Here is a 20,729-nt window from a genome sequence, read left to right as displayed (position 1 = left end):
CAGCTACTTTGAAATCGACAAAAAACTGTTCAGCATTTATGCCAAACAGTGAGTTATGATTTTCATGGATATCTTTAATTAAAAACATCATATGTTTTTATGCGATGCTGCGGATTCCAAGTAACTTCTTCTACAGAATCCTCATATAACACGGAGTCCTCACAGGAACAGGATTCTCTATAAGAAGATTCTCTTTGATAAGATGATTGCACTTCATAGGAAGAAGATGAATCCTCTGCGCTTTGCTCCTTACTATCTTTACCATCCTCATTATCTTTTTCAGCTTTAAATGACCCTTTTGCTCCTAAGCTAATACTCTTAATATGAAAGGGATGGATACGGAATGCTTCTTCATTGTTGACAATTGTAAAAAATCCGTCGCTTTCCTCTAATAATACACCTTCTAACGCTTCTGGACCTGTTCTATTAACAGATACCCATTTATGCTTAAATGTTTGAATGAACTCGAAGAAGGAGTCTGATTCAAACAGAACACCATCGGTTAAATTCCATGGATGGACTGGACTGGAACTTTTGTGATAATCATACCTTGAATATCCTCTGAGGCTTTTATTGCTGTTCCCCTTATTTTCATCTACTGATGTTAAAATGGTCTTTATTAATTTCACGTGTTCTAAATTATAATAGATTAGCCCATCCTCTTCATGTAAGATAACTAACATGGATGAGTTAACATTCAACAATTTACCAACTCTTGATTCTGGTCCCTGATTAATCTGAATGCTTTGATACTTAAATCCACTTAACAGGTCTGTAAATGTTTCAGATTCAGCACATTCAAACTCCTCATCTGTTTTCTCAACTTGGCCGAATGAACTCTCTTTAATATTGTGTGTAACACTGTGAATATGACTGGTGGCAAAATATAATACTTCCTGATTAACCAAAAGTGCAACATAATCCGTCTTTGCTTTTAATAATATACCTTCTTTTGAGTTCGGACCTCCTCTATTAATTTTAACTTTTTCTCCTATTAGAGAGAATAATGGAGATAAAGGAGCTGTCTCTTCTATAAATGTTAGTGTTTGTTCTTCTGTATTCCTGTCAGTAATTTTTTTATGGGAGAGGTATTTTTTTCGCCTTCTTGCCATTTCTGCTTCCTCCTCTGTGCTTTTCCACATAGATATTTATACTACAGTGTACGTACACTACTAATATTCGTACTAAACGAAAAGCCTATTTAGAAGAAATTCAACTCTTGCCTAACCCAGCCGCCCATTTTTCCAAATCCTCACTTAAAAATTTATTTCGTTTGGTTATGAAAGAGAGGATAAAATCAGACTCTTTCTCAAGTCGATCCTGCCGTCCTTTAAGATAGGGATCATCCAAAATATATGGGAGAAGCCGATTAAAATGGTTATTTATAATCGGGCTCATATATTCAGGAGTAAAGATTTCATTCAATATATCTCTCAATATATCGATATACATGTTCTGATAATAGGGCAAATCTAATAATCTTGCACTAAGTGTATTGAAACCCTGGCATCTAACATAATCATAAGGCATTTCTTTACCATTAATATCTCTTCCCCATGTTGCATCGAAATCCCATGGCATAATTTCAAATAAACCTGTTTCGCTATTTAAATATAAGGAATAGTTATGAACAAAACCATCGAAATTTTGTGTACATACGACACCAGCAAGCCACTGCAAGTACTTTTTTATATCCAAGTACTTCTCAATTTCCTTTTTAAACTCGTTCCGTTCTGTAGTATTCGTGATATAAATGAGTTCCTCCAGTTTCTTCCCATCTCCTTTTGGACCACATTTTTGTTCATAGCCCTGTATTAATGTTTTTTTTGGCCCTTCTTCAAATGAACCAATCAATGAAAAATTGGCATCATCATCTACTGCATAAAAAATACTGCCTGCTGGTTTATTTTTAGTTTGTAAAAACAATTCATCCACTGAATCGAGCTGTAAATAAACCCCCTCATTCCTCCCATTCAATTTTAAAATGACATGATTGGCTGAAGGGGCCATTACACCAATATCGCGAAAAAAATCTAAAGATAGTTTATTCCGTATCATGGACGGGTCTTTATATTCCGCATTTAGATGGAATTCTTTCGCTCCACTTAGTTTCTTAGGGCTAATATATTTTATAAAGTACGACTTCTTTTTCGATTTTCTAATATGGGATCCCCGATAATTTGCATGTATATGAAACCGTTTATTTCCCACTTTCAATTTCCCATTTACTGGTTCGTCATTCCAAATATCCGATTTCAAATCCAATAAATCATGCGGATGTATAAAAAGTTCAATAACTGGAAGCTCCTTTACACTCATCAAATATCACCTCATCATCTTTTCTATTACATGTCTATGTCATAGAAATAGAGAGGGAACTGATGTAATTCGTCTATTTTTAAATAATTACACGTTTGTCCAAAGCAAATAATCTTCTTTAGCGTAATCTGTTAAGGTAAGAAGTTTATGAAGTAAGTAATAGGAGGCTGTTTTATGAAGAAATACACTGAAGATCAAATTAGGAAAGCGGTTGAGGATGTAAAAGGACATCAAATGGATGGATTTTTGTACCAAGAGCCGACTTCCGAACGTTCTCGTGGTCGTTCTGGCTCTCGCAACAGAGGAGGTAATCGTTCTCGTTCACGTAACAAAAACCGCTCCCACAACAAAAGCCGTTCTCGCAACAATAATCGTTCTCGCTCTTGCCGTTCCCGTAACAATAAGCAATCACGTTCTTGCCGTTCTCGCAACAATAAGCAATCACGTTCTTGCCGTTCCCGCAACAATAAGCAATCACGTTCTTGTCGTTCCCGCAACAATAATCGTTCTCGCTCTTGCCAATCCCGCAGCAATAATCGTACCCGTTCTTGCCGTTCCCGTAAGAATAATCGTTCCCGCTCTTGCCGTTCCCGTAAGAATGATCGTTCCCGCTCTTGCCGTTCCCGCAGCAATAATCGCTCCCATCGCAGAAGAAGCGTGCGCACAGAAGATGTGTTTAGTCCATCAAGACAAACCAGATATTGGGACGAAGGTAATATGTATCTTTTGCATCAGAAAAAATAAGCAATACAGTAGAAAGTGCAGCATCTTAAATGATGACTGCACTTCTTTTATTTTATCAACCTTAATCCTCGTTCAATCTTCTGCCGGTCCACATCTTCCACCCAATCCTTATGTTGTTCATATAGCGGGCGCAGTCGTTCAGCGCTTAGCGCAATAACTTCACATCCACGGTCATCATAGACAAAGAAAATAAGGTCTTTAGTGATGTTCACGAAGAAGACATCCGGATAATGAATGGCATCCCCTCCGAATCTTGGTTTTAGAGGAAAATCTTCGTGAGTGGCTGCTTTTAATAATTCAGTTATGCGTATATCCTTTGTTTTACACAATAAGGAAAATTGCTGCATTTCATATTCTTCTTCATCGAACTCAAAAGGATATGGATATGTCCTCACCTGAATATGATTTAAAGAATTTCTATACTTTAGAAAAGGTTTATATACTTTCAACTTTCTTGTATGCTTTACATGGTGCTTATATGTGTACATATTTGTTACAAAGAATACGTCATCGTTTTGTTCAAATAACTGATTAAAAATCGTATCAAGTTGCTTATACACAAGCCTGAAGCTATCACAATTTAGTTCACCGTTTTTTTTGAACTGATAATTATCACCACCGAGCGTAAAGTGGATTCCTATGTCCCATTGATGATATATACTTGGTATTAATTCGATAGATGGAAATTTCCCCTTTAGATAGTCTATTACTTTCAAAGATTGATTCTCTCTTTCTATTATTAAGTGTATTTGCTGATTTTACTGATTAAATAATATTATTAATTTGAGTCTTTACTATTTGGTCCCATGTTACACTGCGACTAAAAATTTGAGGTGAATGGTTATTATGCCATAGAAAACAGTTTACTCACCTGTTAATCCGGTACCTTTTACATATTGAGAAGGCGTCATAGATGTAATCCGTTTAAAAATTCTACTAAAGTAATTTACATCATTAAAACCAACTAGGTAAGCAACATCTGTGATTGACATATTTCCATTTAATAAATATAATTTGGCCGCCTCTATTCTTTTTAAATTGATGAAATCGGTGATACTCTGGCCTGTCTCCATTTTAAATTTTTTTGATAAATGTGATGGATTCACATGAATAGACTCTGCTATTTCATTAAGCATCAAAGGGCTTTCCAAATTGAAATTAATATATTGCACAGCATTTTTGACGATAGGACTAAACTTACGTGTGGAGAACTCATTAACCAGTTCACAATAGGCATCAAGCATATTCCTAATAAGCTTGTGTAAATATGGTAGATTATCTGCTTTTTCAATCAGGATAGCATATTTTTCTGATACATCATGTAAATAAACCGGATGAACTCCACCTTTTTCAGCAGCAATTCTAAATAACGTATTCTGAACAAATGTTAGGTTTTTAGACGATCGAATTGGATTTTCCGGAACTCTATTTTTAAGATGTACATCAGTTAAACCCGTTAATTGCTTTAATGCTCCTTCCTTATCCCCTCTTGCAATGGCGTCTATAATTCTTTTTTCTATTTTATAACGGTGTTCAATGATCTTTTCACGATCCTCTTCTTCATGCTGAATAGGTTTTACTGGATTATTTTGTTTATTAATAGTCGGTGTAACCAGCTGTGATGACGAAATATAGTCGTGAGGACACAAATTTACTAATAACTCTCCGATACTTCTTATTTCTTCATCACTTAGGATTGATAAAGTCTCGTAGAAATCTTGATATTGCTTTCTGTCACTAATGGGTAAACTTTGAGAGGAGATAATTTGGCTGATAAATAAATCTGAAGGTAAATCAGACAAAAAAGGGCCAACCATCACTGTGCCTGCATATTGATCATCTTTCCAGATTCCAGCAAAAATACATTCCAATTTAGCCGAATTAATATAATGTAAATATTCATTTTTTTTGCTTGCCTTTAACAATTCCGTGATTGATTTATTTTCCTCTTCGTTATTTGCCAATCCACTTGGTATCTGGTGTTTAGCCATTAGGATAATTTTATTTCCATCCAGGTCAAGCAGTTTTACATCCAATTTAACAATTGAACTGACCAGATTACATAGCTGAGCGTATACTTTTATCTGTTCCTGATTCAATCTAATCATCCTTTAAAATTCACTTTTTTATTTTCATTATACAATGAAAACGCCATCATGAACTAAAAATAATACTAAAAAAACAAAAATTGTACGATATTTTTCTAAAATTAATACCTATAATGAAATTAATTCAGTAAACACTATATATGAAGACAATCTGTTCTTATATCCTGATTGTTTACTGAATTAATTTATAAACAGGGAGTTCAATACATGAGAAAAGTAATTAATCTGAATGACGCATGGAAATTCATTAAAGAAAACGTACAAGATGCAATGAACCAAGTTTATGATGATGCTAATTGGGAGTCTGTAAATGTCCCTCATACGTGGAATGCGATTGATGGTGCAAATGGATTTGATTTTTATAAAGGAGCATGCTGGTACAGAAAAGAATTTACTGTAGATACTGTAAATGCCGGCAATAAAGTATATATCGAATTTAATGGAAGCAATAGCATAACAGATGTTTATGTTAATGGACAACACCTTGGCCAGCATCGCGGCGGTTATTCTATTTTCAGATTCGATATTACAGATGTTGTTACTTTTGGAGGCAAAAACACGCTTGCGGTGAAAGTCGACAATACAGTTGTTGAAGATGTATATCCTCAAATGGCTGACTTCACTTTCTTTGGCGGAATTTACCGTGATGTTAATTTAGTTATTGCTAACCATGTTCACTTTGATTTAATGGATCATGGTTCTCAAGGGGTTTATATCGTTCAAGACGAAGTAACGAAGGAACAAGCGTCCATTACCCTTAAAACTAGACTTACAAATGATCATGAAGAAGAGAAAAAAGTTCGTTTATGGGTTGATATGCTTGATGCTGAAGGTAAGACAGCTGCTTATGGAGCAAAAGAGGTTGTTCTTCCAGCAGGACAAACTACTGTTGTTGAATTGCCAATCAACATCGAAAACCCAATCCTTTGGAATGGCCGTAAAAATGCCTATATGTATGAAGCTAACCTATCTTTAACAAGCTATAATGATGTAATTGATGAACTTTCCATTCCATTTGGGGTCCGTTACTTTAAAGTGGATCCTGAAAAAGGCTTCTTCTTAAATGGAGAACACCTTCGTCTTAATGGGGTTTCCCGTCACCAGGACCGTAAAGATATGGGCTGGGCTATCACTAAAAAAGAGCACAAAGAAGATATGGAATTCATCAAAGAAGTTGGCGCTACTTCCATTCGTCTTGCCCACTACCAACACGATCAATATTTCTATGATTTATGCGACCGGGAAGGTATGGTTGTTTGGGCTGAGATTCCGTTTATCTCTATCATGTCCAAGACTGAGCTTGAGGGTATAAATGCTAAACAGCAAATGGTTGAGTTAATCCGACAAAATTACAACCACCCTTCCATTATATTCTGGGGTGTTCAAAACGAGATTCAAATTGGCGGTAACAGACCAGAAGTCAGAAAAGTTGTTAAGGAACTTAATGAGTTAACAAAAAAAGAAGATCCAACACGTTTAACTACACAGGCCAACGTTATGTTTGTTCCTGACACAGATGAATACAACTATATCACGGACACGGTTGGTTACAATAAATATTACGGATGGTATCAAGGTAAGGCAGAAGATTTTGCCGAGTGGATTGATGGTTATCATGCAACGAACCCACAAGTTAGCCTTGGTATCTCTGAGTACGGTGCAGAGGGTATTATCCAGTACCATACAAACGATCCAAAAGTAAAAGATTACACAGAGGAATATCATACTTTATACCATGAAACAGTATGGAATATCTTCGCTGATCGTCCTTTCCTTTGGTCAACATATGTTTGGAATATGTTTGACTTCGGTGCCAATATCCGTGACGAAGGCGGCGTAAAAGGACGAAATAATAAAGGCCTAATGACTTATGATCGTAAAATCAAAAAAGATGCTTTTTATATGTATAAAGCAAATTGGTCAGATGAAAAATTTGTCCACATTACAAGCAAACGTTTTGTAGATCGTGCTGACGGAAAAATTACAGTTAAAGTTTATTCTAACTGCGAGGATGTAACATTGGTAGTAAATGGTACTACCTATACAGCAGAACGTAACCGTGCTGCCTTTATCTTTAATGATGTAGCACTCGAAGACGGAATGAATACTGTAAAGGCAATCGGTACATCCGAAGGAAATACTTTCGAAGATACTGCTCACTTCAATAAAGTGGATGAGCCAAATCCAAGCTACCTAGTTCCAGAAAGTGATGCTGGCGGAGTGGTTGCTAACTGGTTTGACATGCCTGATTTAGATGAAGACATGGAAATTGAAGAACTTGTTATCACTGATGATGTATATTCTACTCGCAATACACTCGGTGAGTTATATAAAAATGAAGAAACTAAGAAAGTATTAGAGAAGTATTTAAAAGGATTCAATGAGGATAATCCAATGTTCGGTATGGCAGAAGGTATGTCAATTGATATGCTGGCATCCATGGCGGATGATATATTTACTGAAAAAATGATGTATGCCATTAACAAAGAGTTAATTAAAATTAAAAAAGCTTAATTTAAAAAATGGAAATAGCGATCTGGGTTTATACCCGGTCGCTATCTTTCCTATATTCTTAGTCAAATAAAGAAGGTGCACGTATTGAAATCAATTATGTTATTTGGTGAAATGCTGTTGCGTTTAACACCAACCAATCATCAAATGTTAATTCAGGCAAGCCAGCTGGATATGATGTACGGTGGTTCTGAAGCAAATATTGCTGTCGCTCTCAGTCATTGGGGTGAAAAAACCTCCTATGCTACTTGCTTACCAGATAATAACCTTGGGCTTGCCGCTGTCACACAGTTAAGAAAATATGGTGTAAACACTGATCATATCGTCTATAAAGGAAAGAAAATGGGCTTATACTTTGTTGAACAAGGTCATTCCATCAGACCTACAGAAGTCACTTATGATCGCCAAAACTCCGCTTTTGTTGAAGCTTTGCCCAATGATTATGATTTTGAAGCGATGCTTTCCGAAGTTAAATGGCTCCATGTCAGCGGAATTAGTTTAGGTGCAAGTAAAAATGCTCGTGAAACGACTATGGAATTGGTCAAGGCGGCAAAACAAAAAGGCATTAAAATCAGCTTTGACTTTAACTATCGTGCAAAATTATGGACATTAGATGAAGCTAGAAAAGCTTACATTGAAATCTTACCTTATATTGATGTTATTATCGGAAGTTACCTGGACGTTCTAACAATCAGACAGGAAAAAAGAGAAGTTAACACATTTGAAGAAAAAATCGCTTTATTAAAAGAGTTTCAAAAAGAGTATCAGTTTGACCAAATTTACACAACTGAAAGAAATATTCTTGGTAACAATGTACAAGAATTACGATGTGCCATTATAACTGAATCAGAGCACTTCACAGCAGGTCCGGTAAAAGTAAATGTTCTTGATCGAATCGGTACAGGCGATTCATTTGTAGCTGGCGTATTATATGGAATCAACAATCAATACAGTCCTCAAGAAATCATTAATTTTGCCCTATCATCATTCGCTTTGAAACATACGATTATCGGCGATTTTCAAATTGCCAGCAAAGCAGATGTGCAACAATTTGATGTTGAAAACGAAAAAGTAGTTATCAAACGTTAATGAAACCAGGTGCTAAAAAGCACCTGTTTTTCATTTTCTCCCCTCTTCTGCTCCCTTTCAATAAAAATCAATTCTTGAAAAACAAGTTTGAAGATTACGCAATTATGGAGATAGTTATATATATTCTAATAACATCTATTATAGATTTGCAGAAAGTGAGTCGAATATTCATGCCATCTGAAGTACTAACTACTGATTTTTATATTTTAATAGCAGCAATCCTATTAATCCTCGGAATTCTGTCTACCAAATTCTCGGCAAAATTAGGAGTCCCTTCACTAGTCTTTTTTATACTGGTCGGAATGGCCATGGGAAATGATACCTTCGGCGTAATTAACTTTTCAAATGCAGGGTTAGCACAAACGATTGGCGTAGTTGCCTTGATTATTATTTTGTTTGAAGGTGGAATACAAACTAGATGGAAATCATTGCGGCCAATTATTCTCCCTTCGCTTTCACTTGCAACCGTTGGTGTTTTAATAACCTCTGCAATTGTTACGGTAGCAGCACATTATATTCTTAATGTTGATTGGCTGATAGCTATGTTATTCGGTTCAATTGTTGGATCCACAGATGCGGCAGCTGTATTTGCTGTATTGAAAGGACAAAACATACAAGACCATTCAGGTAAAACATTGGAGGCTGAATCTGGTTCTAATGACCCGATGGCAATCTTTTTAACCGTGTCCTGTATTGAAATGATTACCTCTTCTGAAGTGAATGTAGGTAATCTAATCGGATCTTTTATTGTCCAAATGGGACTTGGTTTACTGCTTGGTTGGTTATTTGGAAAAATAGCCGTAGCTGTACTTAATCGTATCAATTTGGAATCAACTGGCCTTTACCCTGTTTTCGCTGTTACATTCGCTTTATTAACATACGGTATTACCGCCAATCTAAATGGAAGTGGATTACTGGCCGTCTATGTAATGGCTATTATCATTGGAAACTCTGAGGTCGCCTATGAAAAAGCCACACAGTTCTTTGCCGAAGGATTTGCCTGGATGATGCAAATTTTAATGTTCATTATATTAGGCTTACTTGTTAATCCAGACGATTTATTTTCACTTGAAATTATCTTAAAAGGTCTGTTGCTTTCTGTTATTTTAATCCTGATTGCAAGGCCGGCAGCTGTATTCATTTCTACTATTAAAATGAATTTCAATTTTAAAGAGAAAGTATTTTTATCCTGGGCTGGCTTGAAAGGCTCCGTACCAATTGTCCTGGCAACATTTCCCTTGCTTGCAAACATTGGGGACAGCCACCTGATTTTTAATGTAGTCTTCTTTGTTGTATTAACAAGCTGCTTAATACAAGGATCCACTATATCCTTCGCGGCTGGCAAACTTGGATTAGCAGAGCCTGCCAGTGAACCCCCTAAGCATTCACTTGAAATCGTCTCACTGGGTAAGGCCAATGCTGAAATGGTGGAATATCAAATGGAACCGGACTCTTTCTTGATTGGGAAAACACTAATTGAAATACCATTCCCTGACCAAACATTGGTCAATGCCATCATAAGAGATGACAAATTGGTTACCCCTACCGGTGACACAGTGATTAAGGAAGGCGATTTCCTCTATATATTGACGCCTAAGTTAAAAAAACGCAGCGTAAAACAGTTACTGCAAAAGAAAAAAACTCACAATGAAACATCAAAATAGTTTTTTATTGTTCCAAAACTGCGATTGAATAAACAAATTCTAAACAAATAAATGCCTCCTATTCTTGAGATAGGAGGCATTTATATTAGACAGCAACTACTTTTATTTGGTTTTCGATTACTTCTGCTTTAAATGTTTTCTTATCTGGATGATTGAAGACACAATCCGCAATTCCATCCTCAAGTTGTTCTTGAATAACTCGACGTAATGGACGTGCCCCAAAAGCAGGATTATATCCAAGCTCAGCCAGTTTTTCTTTAACTTCAACTGTTACGGTTAGTTTCAATCCTTCATGATCAAGCATTTCATATAGTTCAGCAAGCATAATATCTACAATTTCAAGTAGGTTATCTTTCGTTAATGATTTAAACTCAATGATGGAATCAAAACGGTTTAAGAATTCAGGCTTGAAGTAGCTGCCGAGAGATTGAAGAATAGATACTTCTTCCTCTACTCCGCCTGCTCCAAAACCAACTTTCTTAACTTTCTCACCGACCCCTGCATTACTTGTCATAATAATCACTGTATCTTTAAAGTTTACTGTGCGTCCCTGACTGTCTGTTAAACGTCCATCCTCAAGGATTTGCAGGAACATGTGCATCACATCTGGATGAGCTTTTTCAATTTCATCCAATAGAACGATGCTATATGGTTTACGGCGAACCTTTTCGGTTAATTGGCCGGCTTCTTCATGTCCGACATATCCCGGAGGAGAACCAATTAATTTTGACACACTGTGTTTCTCCATATATTCACTCATATCTAAACGAATCATAGAGTCTTTTGTGCCAAACAATTCTTCTGCCAATGCTTTTGATAGCTCAGTCTTCCCAACTCCAGTCGGACCTACAAATAAGAATGATCCAATTGGGCGATTTTTGGCTTTTAATCCGGCACGGCTCCGGCGAACAGCTTTCGCCACTTTTTGAACGGCCTCATCCTGACCGATTACTTTATTTTCAAGTTCCTCTTGAAGCTTATTCATTCGAACAGCTTCATCCTCTTGCAGCTTACCTACTGGTATACCTGTTTTTTGTTCGATGATTTTCTGGATATCTTCTACAGTTACCTTCGGCTTTTCTCCAGTTCCTGTTTTAAGCATATTTTCAAGTTTTTCTTCTTCGTCTCGAAGTTTGGCAGCCTGTTCATAGGCTTCTGTTTTTAATGCCTGTTCTTTTTCTTTGTGAATTTGCGCCAATCTTTCTTTTACTGATTCTTCACCTTGATTTTCAATTGTCAAATTCAATTTAGAACCAGCTTCATCCATTAAGTCAATGGCTTTATCCGGCAAGAAACGATCTTGAATATAGCGGTGTGACAGTTCTACCGCTGCTTCTAATACTTCATCACTAAATTCAACGGAATGGTAGGATTCATATCTTTCTCTTAATCCTTTTAGAATTTCTAACGCTTCTGCAGTTGTAGGCTCATTAACCATTACTGGTTGGAAACGTCTTTCAAGTGCCCCATCTTTTTCAATTTGACGATACTCATTTAATGTTGTTGCACCTACTAATTGTAACTCTCCACGCGCAAGCGCTGGTTTCAGAATATTCCCTGCATCCATGGAGCCCTCTGCAGATCCGGCACCTACAAGCTGATGAATTTCGTCAATAAACAGAATCACATTTTTTCTTGTTTGCAATTCTTGAATAAGCTGCTTCATCCGTTCCTCAAATTGCCCACGAATACCAGTATTGGATACTAAGGAAGCAACATCAAGCAGATATACTTCTTTATCCTTTAGTTTTAAGGGAACATTCCCTTCCGCAATTTTAAGCGCAAGTCCTTCAGCAATCGCTGTTTTACCAACCCCTGGTTCACCGATCAGGACTGGATTATTTTTCGTACGTCTGTTCAATATCTCAATTACTCGTTTAACCTCTTCTTCACGTCCAATCACTGGATCAATGAGTCCTGCTTTTGCATTATAAGTTAAGTTACGACCGTATTGATCAAGTAATCCTCCACCATTAGGCGGCTGTGTTTGTGTTCTGACCTGTTTATGCTGGTTGTGATTTGTCTGGTCCATTGAGCCAGACATATCTGACATAAATGAATTTCCGTTACCCTGGTTGAAAAATGATTCTAATGTAAATGGCTTAAATGGATGTAAATTCATTCCTCCCATTTGAGCTCCTAATTTATTGCGTTCCTCTTTATAGCATGAAGAACACAAATGATGATTTTCCTGATGTCCATTCACCCTTAATTGCATCTGTACAGTTGCTTGGTTTTGTTGGCATTTTTCGCAAACCATAGATGTATCCTCCTTATAATTCTAAATTTATTTTATCGTTTTACAGTTACTAAACTCATTTGAAAATTGGTAAATTTGACTTTGACTATCTTTGACCTTAATTACATTATACTCTGACCTTTTTTGACTTTCAACTATTTTATACCCATTTGTTTATTTTTTAATCATAAAAAAAGGAAGCGCCTGATACAGCGCTTCTTAGATAAACAAATAATTAATTAGTCACGGCTTCCTTTATATCATCATATCGCAAAGTTGCCTGTGCAGCTGCCAGCCTTGCCAATGGAACACGATAAGGCGAACAGCTTACATAGTCTAAACCGGCTTTATAACAGAAGTCGATTGATATTTTTTCTCCGCCATGCTCCCCGCATATGCCAGTTTTTAATTCAGGTTTTGTTTGTCTGCCCAATTTCACTCCCATTTCGACCAGCTTTCCTACACCATCTTGGTCTAACACTGCAAAAGGGTTTTCAGGCAGGACTTTTTCTTCTATATATGTTTGTAAAAACTTCCCTTCCGCATCATCACGGCTGTATCCAAAAGTTGTTTGGGTTAAATCGTTAGTACCGAATGAGAAGAAGTCTGCCTCTTTGGCAATTTGATCAGCAGTAAGTGCTGCCCTTGGGATTTCAATCATAGTACCAATCGTGTACTGGAACTTTTTGACCGTTTCTGCCTCTACCTGAATCGCTGTATCCATCACCAATTGTCGCATTTGTTTCAATTCATTCACATGTCCAACAAGCGGAATCATGATCTCAGGCTGAACCGGAATACCGCGCTCCATTAAGTTAGCAATCGCATAGAAAATAGCTTTTGCCTGCATGCCGTATATTTCTGGATGAATCATGCCTAATCGGCAACCGCGATGTCCAAGCATAGGATTAAATTCATCCAATTGACGAACCTTTTTTAACAGTTGCTCTTTTTTCATTAATTCCTTTGAATCAGGATCAGTAATTTGAAGCTTCGTCACTTCGATGATTAATTCTTCTTTATCAGGTAAGAATTCATGTAATGGTGGATCTAATAAGCGAATAGTAACCGGATTTCCCTGCATGGCTTCAAAAATGCCTTCAAAATCCTCTTGCTGCATTGGCAATAAATATTCTAATGCTTTATTTCTTTCCGCAATGGTCTCAGAAAGAATCATTTGTTGGACAAACGGTACACGTTTTGCATCCATGAACATATGCTCTGTTCGACATAGTCCGATTCCGCCAGCCCCAAATTCGAGAGCCTTTCTTGCATCCTCTGGATTGTCGGCATTTGCACGTACCCCTAGTTTTCTAGTTTCATCCGCCCATGATAATAAAGTTAAAAATTCATCCGATAATTCTGGATCAATCATTGGAATCTCTCCAAGCATGATTTCACCTGTAGATCCATCTATCGTAATGGTATCATGATGGTTCACTACTGTATCGCCAACTCTGAATTGCTTTTCTTTTAAATCAATCTTTAATGGCTCACAGCCGCAGATACATGGCTTTCCCATACCTCTCGCTACCACGGCAGCATGGCTTGTCATTCCCCCACGGGTTGTAACAATTGCCTGGGCAGCAACTATTCCATGAATATCATCAGGTGTCGTCTCAGGACGGACAAGAATGACCTTTTGGCCGTCATTGCCCAATCTTTCTGCTTCATTCGCATCAAATACTACTTGGCCTGTAGCAGATCCAGGTGATGCTGGAAGGCCTTTAGCCAGTTGTTTTCGTTCATAAGTGTCATCAATTCGGGAGTGGAGTAGCTGATCCAATTGCTCCGGATCTACTCTTAACAGCGCTGTTTTTTTATCGATGATCCCTTCCTGCACCATTTCTACAGCAATTCTAATGGCTGCCTGTGCAGTACGTTTACCGGATCTCGTTTGAAGAATGTATAATTGTCCACGCTCAACCGTAAATTCTATATCCTGCAAATCCAAATAGTGTTTTTCAAGCTGCTTGCATGTATTTACGAATTGTTCAAAAACATCTGGCATATCATTTTCCAAGGTATGTATAGGCTGTGGTGTCCTGATTCCCGCAACTACATCTTCTCCCTGAGCATTAATTAAATATTCCCCATATAAAACATGCTCTCCGGTGGATGGGTTTCGGGTAAATGCCACTCCTGTTCCGGAATCTTCACCCATATTCCCAAAAACCATGCTTTGAATATTAACTGCTGTTCCTAAATGTCCAGGAATTTTATTTAAACGTCTGTACACTTTTGCACGCTGATTATTCCAGGAATCAAATACCGCTTTAACAGCTAAAAACATTTGCTCACGTGGATCCTCCGGGAAACTTTGTTTCGTGTGCTTTTTAACAATATTTTTATAACCTTCTATAACTATTTTCCAATCTTCGGCGGTTAATTCAGGATCATTTTGATACCCTTTTTGTTCACGTATATCTTCCAGCAATTGCTCAAAATAAAATCCATCAACTCCCAAAACAACATCGCTGAACATTTGAATGAAACGGCGATAAGAGTCATAAGCAAACCTTGGATTTCCTGTTAACTCTGCCATACCAATAACCGTTTTATCATTCATCCCGAGATTTAACACAGTATCCATCATACCTGGCATCGAGAAAACGGATCCTGACCTGACTGAAACTAAGAGTGGATTGTTTGGGTCGCCAAGTTTTTTACCAGTGCTCTGTTCAAGACTATGTAGTGCCTCGAGAATTTGCTCTTCCATCTCGTCAGTAATTTGTTTTTCATTTTCATAATAAGAGTTACAGGCTTCTGTACTGATGGTGAATCCGAATGGTACAGGCAAACCGATATTCGTCATTTCAGCTAAATTGGCGCCTTTACCACCCAATAAATCTTTCATATTACTATTTCCTTCGTTAAAAAGATAAACGTATTTAGTCATCATACATAGCTCCTCTCACCTTTTAAAATATCCAAAATAATACTCGCTGTTTCTTCAATAGCTTTATTGGAAACATTAATGATCGGGCAGCCGACTCTTTTCATAATCTTTTCGGCATACTCCAATTCCTCTAATATCCGCTCATAACTGGCATAGTTAGACTGAGAGGTTAACCCCAATGATTTTAATCTTTCTTTACGTATTGCGTTCAACTGATTTGGAGTAATAATCAGACCTACACATTTACTCTTTTTAATTTTAAATAACTCATCAGGCGGTGAAACTTCTGGAACTAACGGTACATTGGCTACCTTGTACCCTTTGTGTGCTAAATACATGGATAATGGAGTTTTTGAAGTTCTTGAAACTCCTATTATCACAATATCTGCATTTAAAAGACCCCTTGCATCTTTACCATCATCGTACTTGACGGCAAATTCAACTGCTTCAACCTTACGAAAATAGTCTTCATCCAATTGTCTGGTTAATCCTGAAAGATGATTGGCTGGCTTATGGAATTTTTCCTCAAATGCATTTAATAATGGAGATAACAGATCAACTGCTACAACATTCGCTTCTTTAGCCCGCAAATCCACATACTCTTTTAAGGAAGGAATAACAAGGGTGTACGCAATAATGGAGGAGTCCTGTTTTGCTAAATTGATAATTTCATCAATATCTTCTTCACTTTTTACATATGAATTTCTTCTAATATCTACTTGTCCGCCATTAAACTGTGTGGCAACCGCCTTTACGACAAATTCTGCTGTTTCTCCTACCGAATCAGATATAACGTATACAATTTCCCTCTTGTTCATCGGCCAATTCCCTTCTATCCATAAATTAGTTATGTATTTCGTAATAAATAAGCAATGACGACTTCTTTCCTGTTCATCTCCCTCTAAATCAACCTCTATTTATTTTCGCTAACTTAATAGTATCATCACTTATTTAAAATTAAAATAAATATGTCATACTTTTTAACAATTAGTATAACACAATCTACTTTTTGTGAATTATCTATTATATATAAATATATCTCAATTTTATTTATTTTCAAAAAATAAACTATACAATTCATTACACAATAGTAAAATAAAAGATAAAGCGGAAAGGAGGTACCTATGAACGGCCTAACAAAGCGAATAATTGTAATATCATTTGATTGCTTATCTGCATTGGATTTCCCTAAATTAACTAATTTAACGCACTTCAGAGATATAATTGAGAGAGGATCTTATGCAAACCAAGTACAAACCATTTATCCATCTTTAACCTATCCTTGTCATACATCCATCATTACAGGGAATTATCCGAGTAGACATGGGATTATCAATAATACGCTTATTCAGCCTGGGCGAAAATCTCCTGATTGGCAATGGTACAGATCTTCTATTAAAGGCACTACTTTATATGATCAGGCAAAAAAAGCCAACCTAACAACCGCTTCCCTTTTATGGCCTGTCACTGGCCGTGCAAAAATCGATTACAATTTGCCGGAAATTTTTCCAAACCGGCCCTGGCAAACTCAACTGCTTGTCTCACTCTTCAGTGGCAGTCCTCTCTACCAGTGGAAGCTGAATAAAAAATTCGGCCACCTGAGACATGGACTGAGTCAACCACATTTAGATGACTTTGTACTGGCCTCTTGCCTGGATACAATCAAAACGAAGCAACCACACTTACTTCTCGTTCATTTCACAGATTTGGATTCAAAGAGACATGACCATGGATTCGATTCCAGGGAAGCTAATGAAGCACTGACTAGGCATAATGAACGTCTTGGCCAAATTATTACCACATTGAAAGAACTACAATTATATGAAGAAACAACAGTTATTGTTCTCGGGGATCACAGTGCATTAGATGAAAATAAAGCGATCCAAGTAAACACCCTATTTAAACGGGAAAATTTTATACATATTAACAAACGTGGAAAATTGATCAGTTGGAAGGCTTATTGTAAATCCTGTGATGGATCAGCATATATTTACGTAAAAGATAAGGAAGATATCGTTACTTATAAACGAATTCAGTCATTATTGACTCAATTAATGGAGAACGAGGATAACGGGATTGAACAAATCCTGACTGGTTCTGAAGCAGAAAATTTAGGAGCTGACCCAGCTTGCGCCTTCATGCTTGAAGCAAGAAAAGGGTTTTATTTCACGGAATCTTATGAAGGCGATTTTATAAGGTATATAAGCGCAGAAGATGTGAAGCGTGAACCGAAATATACATTGGCTACACATGGATATTCTCCTCAAAAACCAGATTACAGCACCATATTTATGGCAGCAGGCAAAGGAGTCTCATGCGGACAAATCATTCCAAACATGCACCTTGTCGATATAGGACCTACATTAGCCACTATGCTGGGTCTCTCCCTGGGAGAAACAGACGGAAAAGTGATCGACGCGTTTATCCAGCCAAAAGAATAAAGGAGGTAAGGTATGAGTTCACTAACAAAACAGGAGAAAAGCTGGGCTTTTTATGATTGGGCAAATTCAGCCTATTCAATTGTCATTGTGACAGCCATCTTCCCTATTTATTTCAAAGCAGCCGCTGATGCAGCCAATATATCAAATGCTACTTCAACTGCTTATTGGGGGTATGCCAATTCTATTGGTACTTTATTAATCTCTATTTTGGCACCACTCTTGGGCACAATTGCAGATTTCAAAGGATTTAAGAAACGTTTCTTTATTTTCTTTTTTTCACTAGGGATACTCTTCACTTTTATGCTAGCAATCGTACCTTTTGATCAATGGATCATTTTATTGATTTGCTACATCATCACTTCCATTGGTTTTGCAGGCGCAAATATTTTTTATGATGCCTTTTTAGTAGATGTGACAGATGACAATAAAATGAGTAAACTCTCTGCTCACGGATATGCATTAGGGTATATAGGAAGTACCATCCCATTTATCATTGGGATTGCCCTCACTCTGCTCGCTCAACAAAAAATCATTCCACTCTCCATTACAGCGGCAATGCAAGCAGCCTTTATAATCACAGCACTATGGTGGGGATTATTTACGATTCCACTGTTAAGAAATGTACAGCAAACATATTATATTGAACGGGTCAGAAACCCAATCAGGATGAGTTTTAAACGCCTGTTTGCTACATTCCAAAATATCAGGGCCTATCGTCATTTGTTTATTTTCCTAATTGCCTATTTTTTTTATATTGATGGTGTGCATACGATTATTACGATGTCGACTGCTTATGGAACTGATTTAGGCTTTAGCTCGACGACCCTGTTAATTGTTTTGTTTGTCACCCAAGTCATAGCCGCCCCATTCTCATTGCTCTATGCCAGACTGGCAGCTAAATACAATGAAAAAATCATGATTTTAGTAGGAATAGCAATCTACACATTTATTTGTATCTATGCTTATTTTATTACATCAGCGCTTGATTTTTGGATATTGGCTATCCTGGTTGGTACGTCACAGGGTGGGATTCAGGCTTTAAGTCGCTCCTATTATGCTAAACTTGTGCCAAAAGAGTCTTCAAATGAATTTTTTGGCTTTTATAATATCTTTGGAAAATTTGCTGCGATTACCGGTCCATTTTTAATGGGAATCACAACGCAAATTACCGGCAATACAAATATTGGTGTGCTTAGTTTAGTGGTCCTATTTATCATTGGCGGGCTCTTCATGCTCCATGTGCCAAATACTGCCCAGTATGCCCCCACTGTTTCGGCAAAATTATAAATCACGTTAACAAAAATAATCTGTTTATTGATAAGGTCCACTCTTGGAAAGATGATATATGAACGAGGTGAAGACAATCGGTTATGGAGGCAGCAAGGATAAGAGCGGTTATACCTATATTTATTATGACTATTATTTCAATTGTTCTTTATTACGGATCCGGACCGGTTCATGAGGTAAGAAGTACGTTTATTGTGGGTATAATCAGTGCTCTAGTTGCAGGTTTTTTAGTTATATACAGTATTGATGGCTGGTCGTTGAAGAAGCAGAGTATAATCCACTTTGGTTTTATGCTTTTGACCATTTTTCCATGTCTTATTTTCAGTGGATGGTTTGAAATAAAATCTTTAATGGATATTGCAGCCTTATTGGGTATCTTTTTGATATGGGTAATTACTTTATGGAGTATCTTCTACCTCATTTTTGGTATTCTAATCAAACGGTAAACCATAAAGAGATTTACAGAATGCTTTAACAAACAAAAAGAAACACTTTCTCGAAATGCTGAAAGTGTTTCTTTGTTTTCAAATAATTTTTATACGATTAATGCCTTACTTTTGAATATGGACTTCTCTATACGACTAACTAAAAATTACATCGACTCAAAATTCATTTCCAAAGAAATTGGACAATGATCACTTCCCATAATAGATGTGTGGATTTCTGCACCGGTAATCAAATTAGCGATCGATTCAGACACAATAAAGTAGTCGATCCGCCACCCAATATTACGTTCGCGAACTTTACTCATATAAGACCACCAGCTATACATTTCTGTTTTATCAGGATAGAGGTAACGGAATGAGTCTACAAATCCGCTATTTAGTAAAGCTGTCATTTTACCCCGTTCCTCATCAGTGAAGCCAGAATTCCCTTTATTTGATTTGGGGTTTCGTAAATCTTCGGGTTTATGAGCGACATTTAAATCTCCCGTTAGAACCACTGCTTTCTCTTTATTCAATTCATGTAAGTAAGCATAAAGTAAATCTTCCCAAACCAAGCGGTACCCAAGCCTTGCCAGGTCACGCTGTGAATTTGGTGTATACACATTTACAATGAAAAATTGATCAAATTCCAATGTAATGGCTCTGCCTTCCACATCATACTCATCATTCCCAATCCCGTATTTAACGGATAATGGTTTTTGACGAGTAAAAATTGCCGTGCCTGAGTATCCTTTTTTTACAGCGTAATTCCAGTATTGATAATAGCCATCCAGCTCCAGATTAATCTGGCCCTCCTGCAGTTTAGTTTCCTGCAAACAAAATATATCAGCGTTTAATTCTTTAAAAGTATCCAAAAAACCTTTTCCAACGCAAGCTCTTATCCCATTCACATTCCAAGAAACAAATTTCATAACTTCAATTTTCCCCCTGCTAAATATCTCTATCTAATTCATATAAAATTAATTATAACAAATCGAGTAGA

15 protein-coding genes are annotated in these 20,729 nt (G+C 37.0%); 6 read left to right on the top strand and 9 right to left on the bottom strand.

Annotated elements, in window-relative coordinates; translation table 11 throughout:
- Positions 1–74: 74 nt before the first annotated feature.
- The 5 genes from AC4D4A_RS02200 to AC4D4A_RS02180 form a co-directional block, all read right to left on the bottom strand.
- Positions 75–1,112, bottom strand: a complete 1,038-nt coding sequence (locus tag AC4D4A_RS02200; RefSeq protein ID WP_490994382.1) for a hypothetical protein — start codon at positions 1,110–1,112, stop codon at positions 75–77.
- Positions 1,113–1,212: 100 nt separating this feature from the next.
- Entirely contained in the window at positions 1,213–2,319 is a 1,107-nt protein-coding gene (locus AC4D4A_RS02195; RefSeq protein WP_490994381.1) for a CotH kinase family protein, read from the bottom strand.
- Positions 2,320–2,793: 474 nt separating this feature from the next.
- Positions 2,794–2,964 (bottom strand): hypothetical protein, encoded by a 171-nt coding sequence (locus AC4D4A_RS02190; protein ID WP_490994380.1) that lies wholly within the window; start codon positions 2,962–2,964, stop codon positions 2,794–2,796.
- 146 nt (positions 2,965–3,110) lie between these two features.
- A complete protein-coding gene (locus tag AC4D4A_RS02185; protein WP_490994379.1) occupies positions 3,111–3,779 on the bottom strand; it encodes a DUF3885 domain-containing protein in 669 nt (222 codons plus the stop codon).
- Between the two features lie 147 nt (positions 3,780–3,926).
- Entirely contained in the window at positions 3,927–5,162 is a 1,236-nt protein-coding gene (locus tag AC4D4A_RS02180) for a helix-turn-helix domain-containing protein (protein WP_490994378.1), read from the bottom strand.
- 216 nt (positions 5,163–5,378) lie between these two features.
- Between AC4D4A_RS02180 and AC4D4A_RS02175 the strand changes: the two genes are divergently transcribed.
- The 3 genes from AC4D4A_RS02175 to AC4D4A_RS02165 all read left to right on the top strand — a co-directional run bounded on the left by AC4D4A_RS02175 (position 5,379) and on the right by AC4D4A_RS02165 (position 10,435).
- The gene (locus tag AC4D4A_RS02175; protein ID WP_490994377.1) at positions 5,379–7,685 is read left to right on the top strand and encodes a glycoside hydrolase family 2 protein; all 2,307 of its coding nucleotides are present in this window, start codon (positions 5,379–5,381) and stop codon (positions 7,683–7,685) included.
- A gap of 84 nt (positions 7,686–7,769) precedes the next feature.
- Positions 7,770–8,771, top strand: a complete 1,002-nt coding sequence (locus AC4D4A_RS02170) for a PfkB family carbohydrate kinase (RefSeq protein WP_490994376.1) — start codon at positions 7,770–7,772, stop codon at positions 8,769–8,771.
- Positions 8,772–8,941: 170 nt separating this feature from the next.
- A complete protein-coding gene (locus tag AC4D4A_RS02165; protein WP_490994375.1) occupies positions 8,942–10,435 on the top strand; it encodes a potassium/proton antiporter in 1,494 nt (497 codons plus the stop codon).
- An 85-nt stretch (positions 10,436–10,520) separates the two neighbouring features.
- On the opposite strand, the gene AC4D4A_RS02160 is transcribed toward AC4D4A_RS02165, so the two are convergent.
- From AC4D4A_RS02160 to AC4D4A_RS02150, 3 genes are all read right to left on the bottom strand, one after another.
- Positions 10,521–12,695 (bottom strand): ATP-dependent Clp protease ATP-binding subunit, encoded by a 2,175-nt coding sequence (locus tag AC4D4A_RS02160; protein WP_490994374.1) that lies wholly within the window; start codon positions 12,693–12,695, stop codon positions 10,521–10,523.
- A gap of 214 nt (positions 12,696–12,909) precedes the next feature.
- Positions 12,910–15,573 carry a pyruvate, phosphate dikinase gene (ppdK, locus tag AC4D4A_RS02155; RefSeq protein ID WP_490994373.1) on the bottom strand — a complete coding sequence of 888 codons (2,664 nt, stop codon included), beginning with the start codon at positions 15,571–15,573 and terminating at the stop codon, positions 12,910–12,912.
- A complete protein-coding gene (locus tag AC4D4A_RS02150; protein WP_490994372.1) occupies positions 15,573–16,391 on the bottom strand; it encodes a pyruvate, water dikinase regulatory protein in 819 nt (272 codons plus the stop codon). Before AC4D4A_RS02150 ends, ppdK begins: the two co-directional genes overlap by 1 nt.
- Before the next feature lie 306 nt (positions 16,392–16,697).
- Between AC4D4A_RS02150 and AC4D4A_RS02145 the strand changes: the two genes are divergently transcribed.
- From AC4D4A_RS02145 to AC4D4A_RS02135, 3 genes are all read left to right on the top strand, one after another.
- Positions 16,698–18,014: an alkaline phosphatase family protein gene (locus AC4D4A_RS02145; protein WP_490994371.1), complete on the top strand. Its 1,317-nt coding sequence runs from the start codon at positions 16,698–16,700 to the stop codon at positions 18,012–18,014.
- A gap of 12 nt (positions 18,015–18,026) precedes the next feature.
- Positions 18,027–19,301 carry an MFS transporter gene (locus AC4D4A_RS02140; protein ID WP_490994370.1) on the top strand — a complete coding sequence of 425 codons (1,275 nt, stop codon included), beginning with the start codon at positions 18,027–18,029 and terminating at the stop codon, positions 19,299–19,301.
- An 83-nt stretch (positions 19,302–19,384) separates the two neighbouring features.
- Positions 19,385–19,747: a DUF3021 family protein gene (locus AC4D4A_RS02135; protein ID WP_490994369.1), complete on the top strand. Its 363-nt coding sequence runs from the start codon at positions 19,385–19,387 to the stop codon at positions 19,745–19,747.
- A gap of 146 nt (positions 19,748–19,893) precedes the next feature.
- On the opposite strand, the gene AC4D4A_RS02130 is transcribed toward AC4D4A_RS02135, so the two are convergent.
- Entirely contained in the window at positions 19,894–20,658 is a 765-nt protein-coding gene (locus AC4D4A_RS02130) for an exodeoxyribonuclease III (RefSeq protein WP_490994368.1), read from the bottom strand.
- Positions 20,659–20,729 lie beyond the last annotated feature (71 nt).

It is taken from the genome of Pradoshia sp. Z5_111, assembly GCF_058267535.1.
The sequence above is the reverse complement of the archived record's forward strand: the minus strand, read 5'-3'. Positions and strand labels throughout refer to the sequence as shown.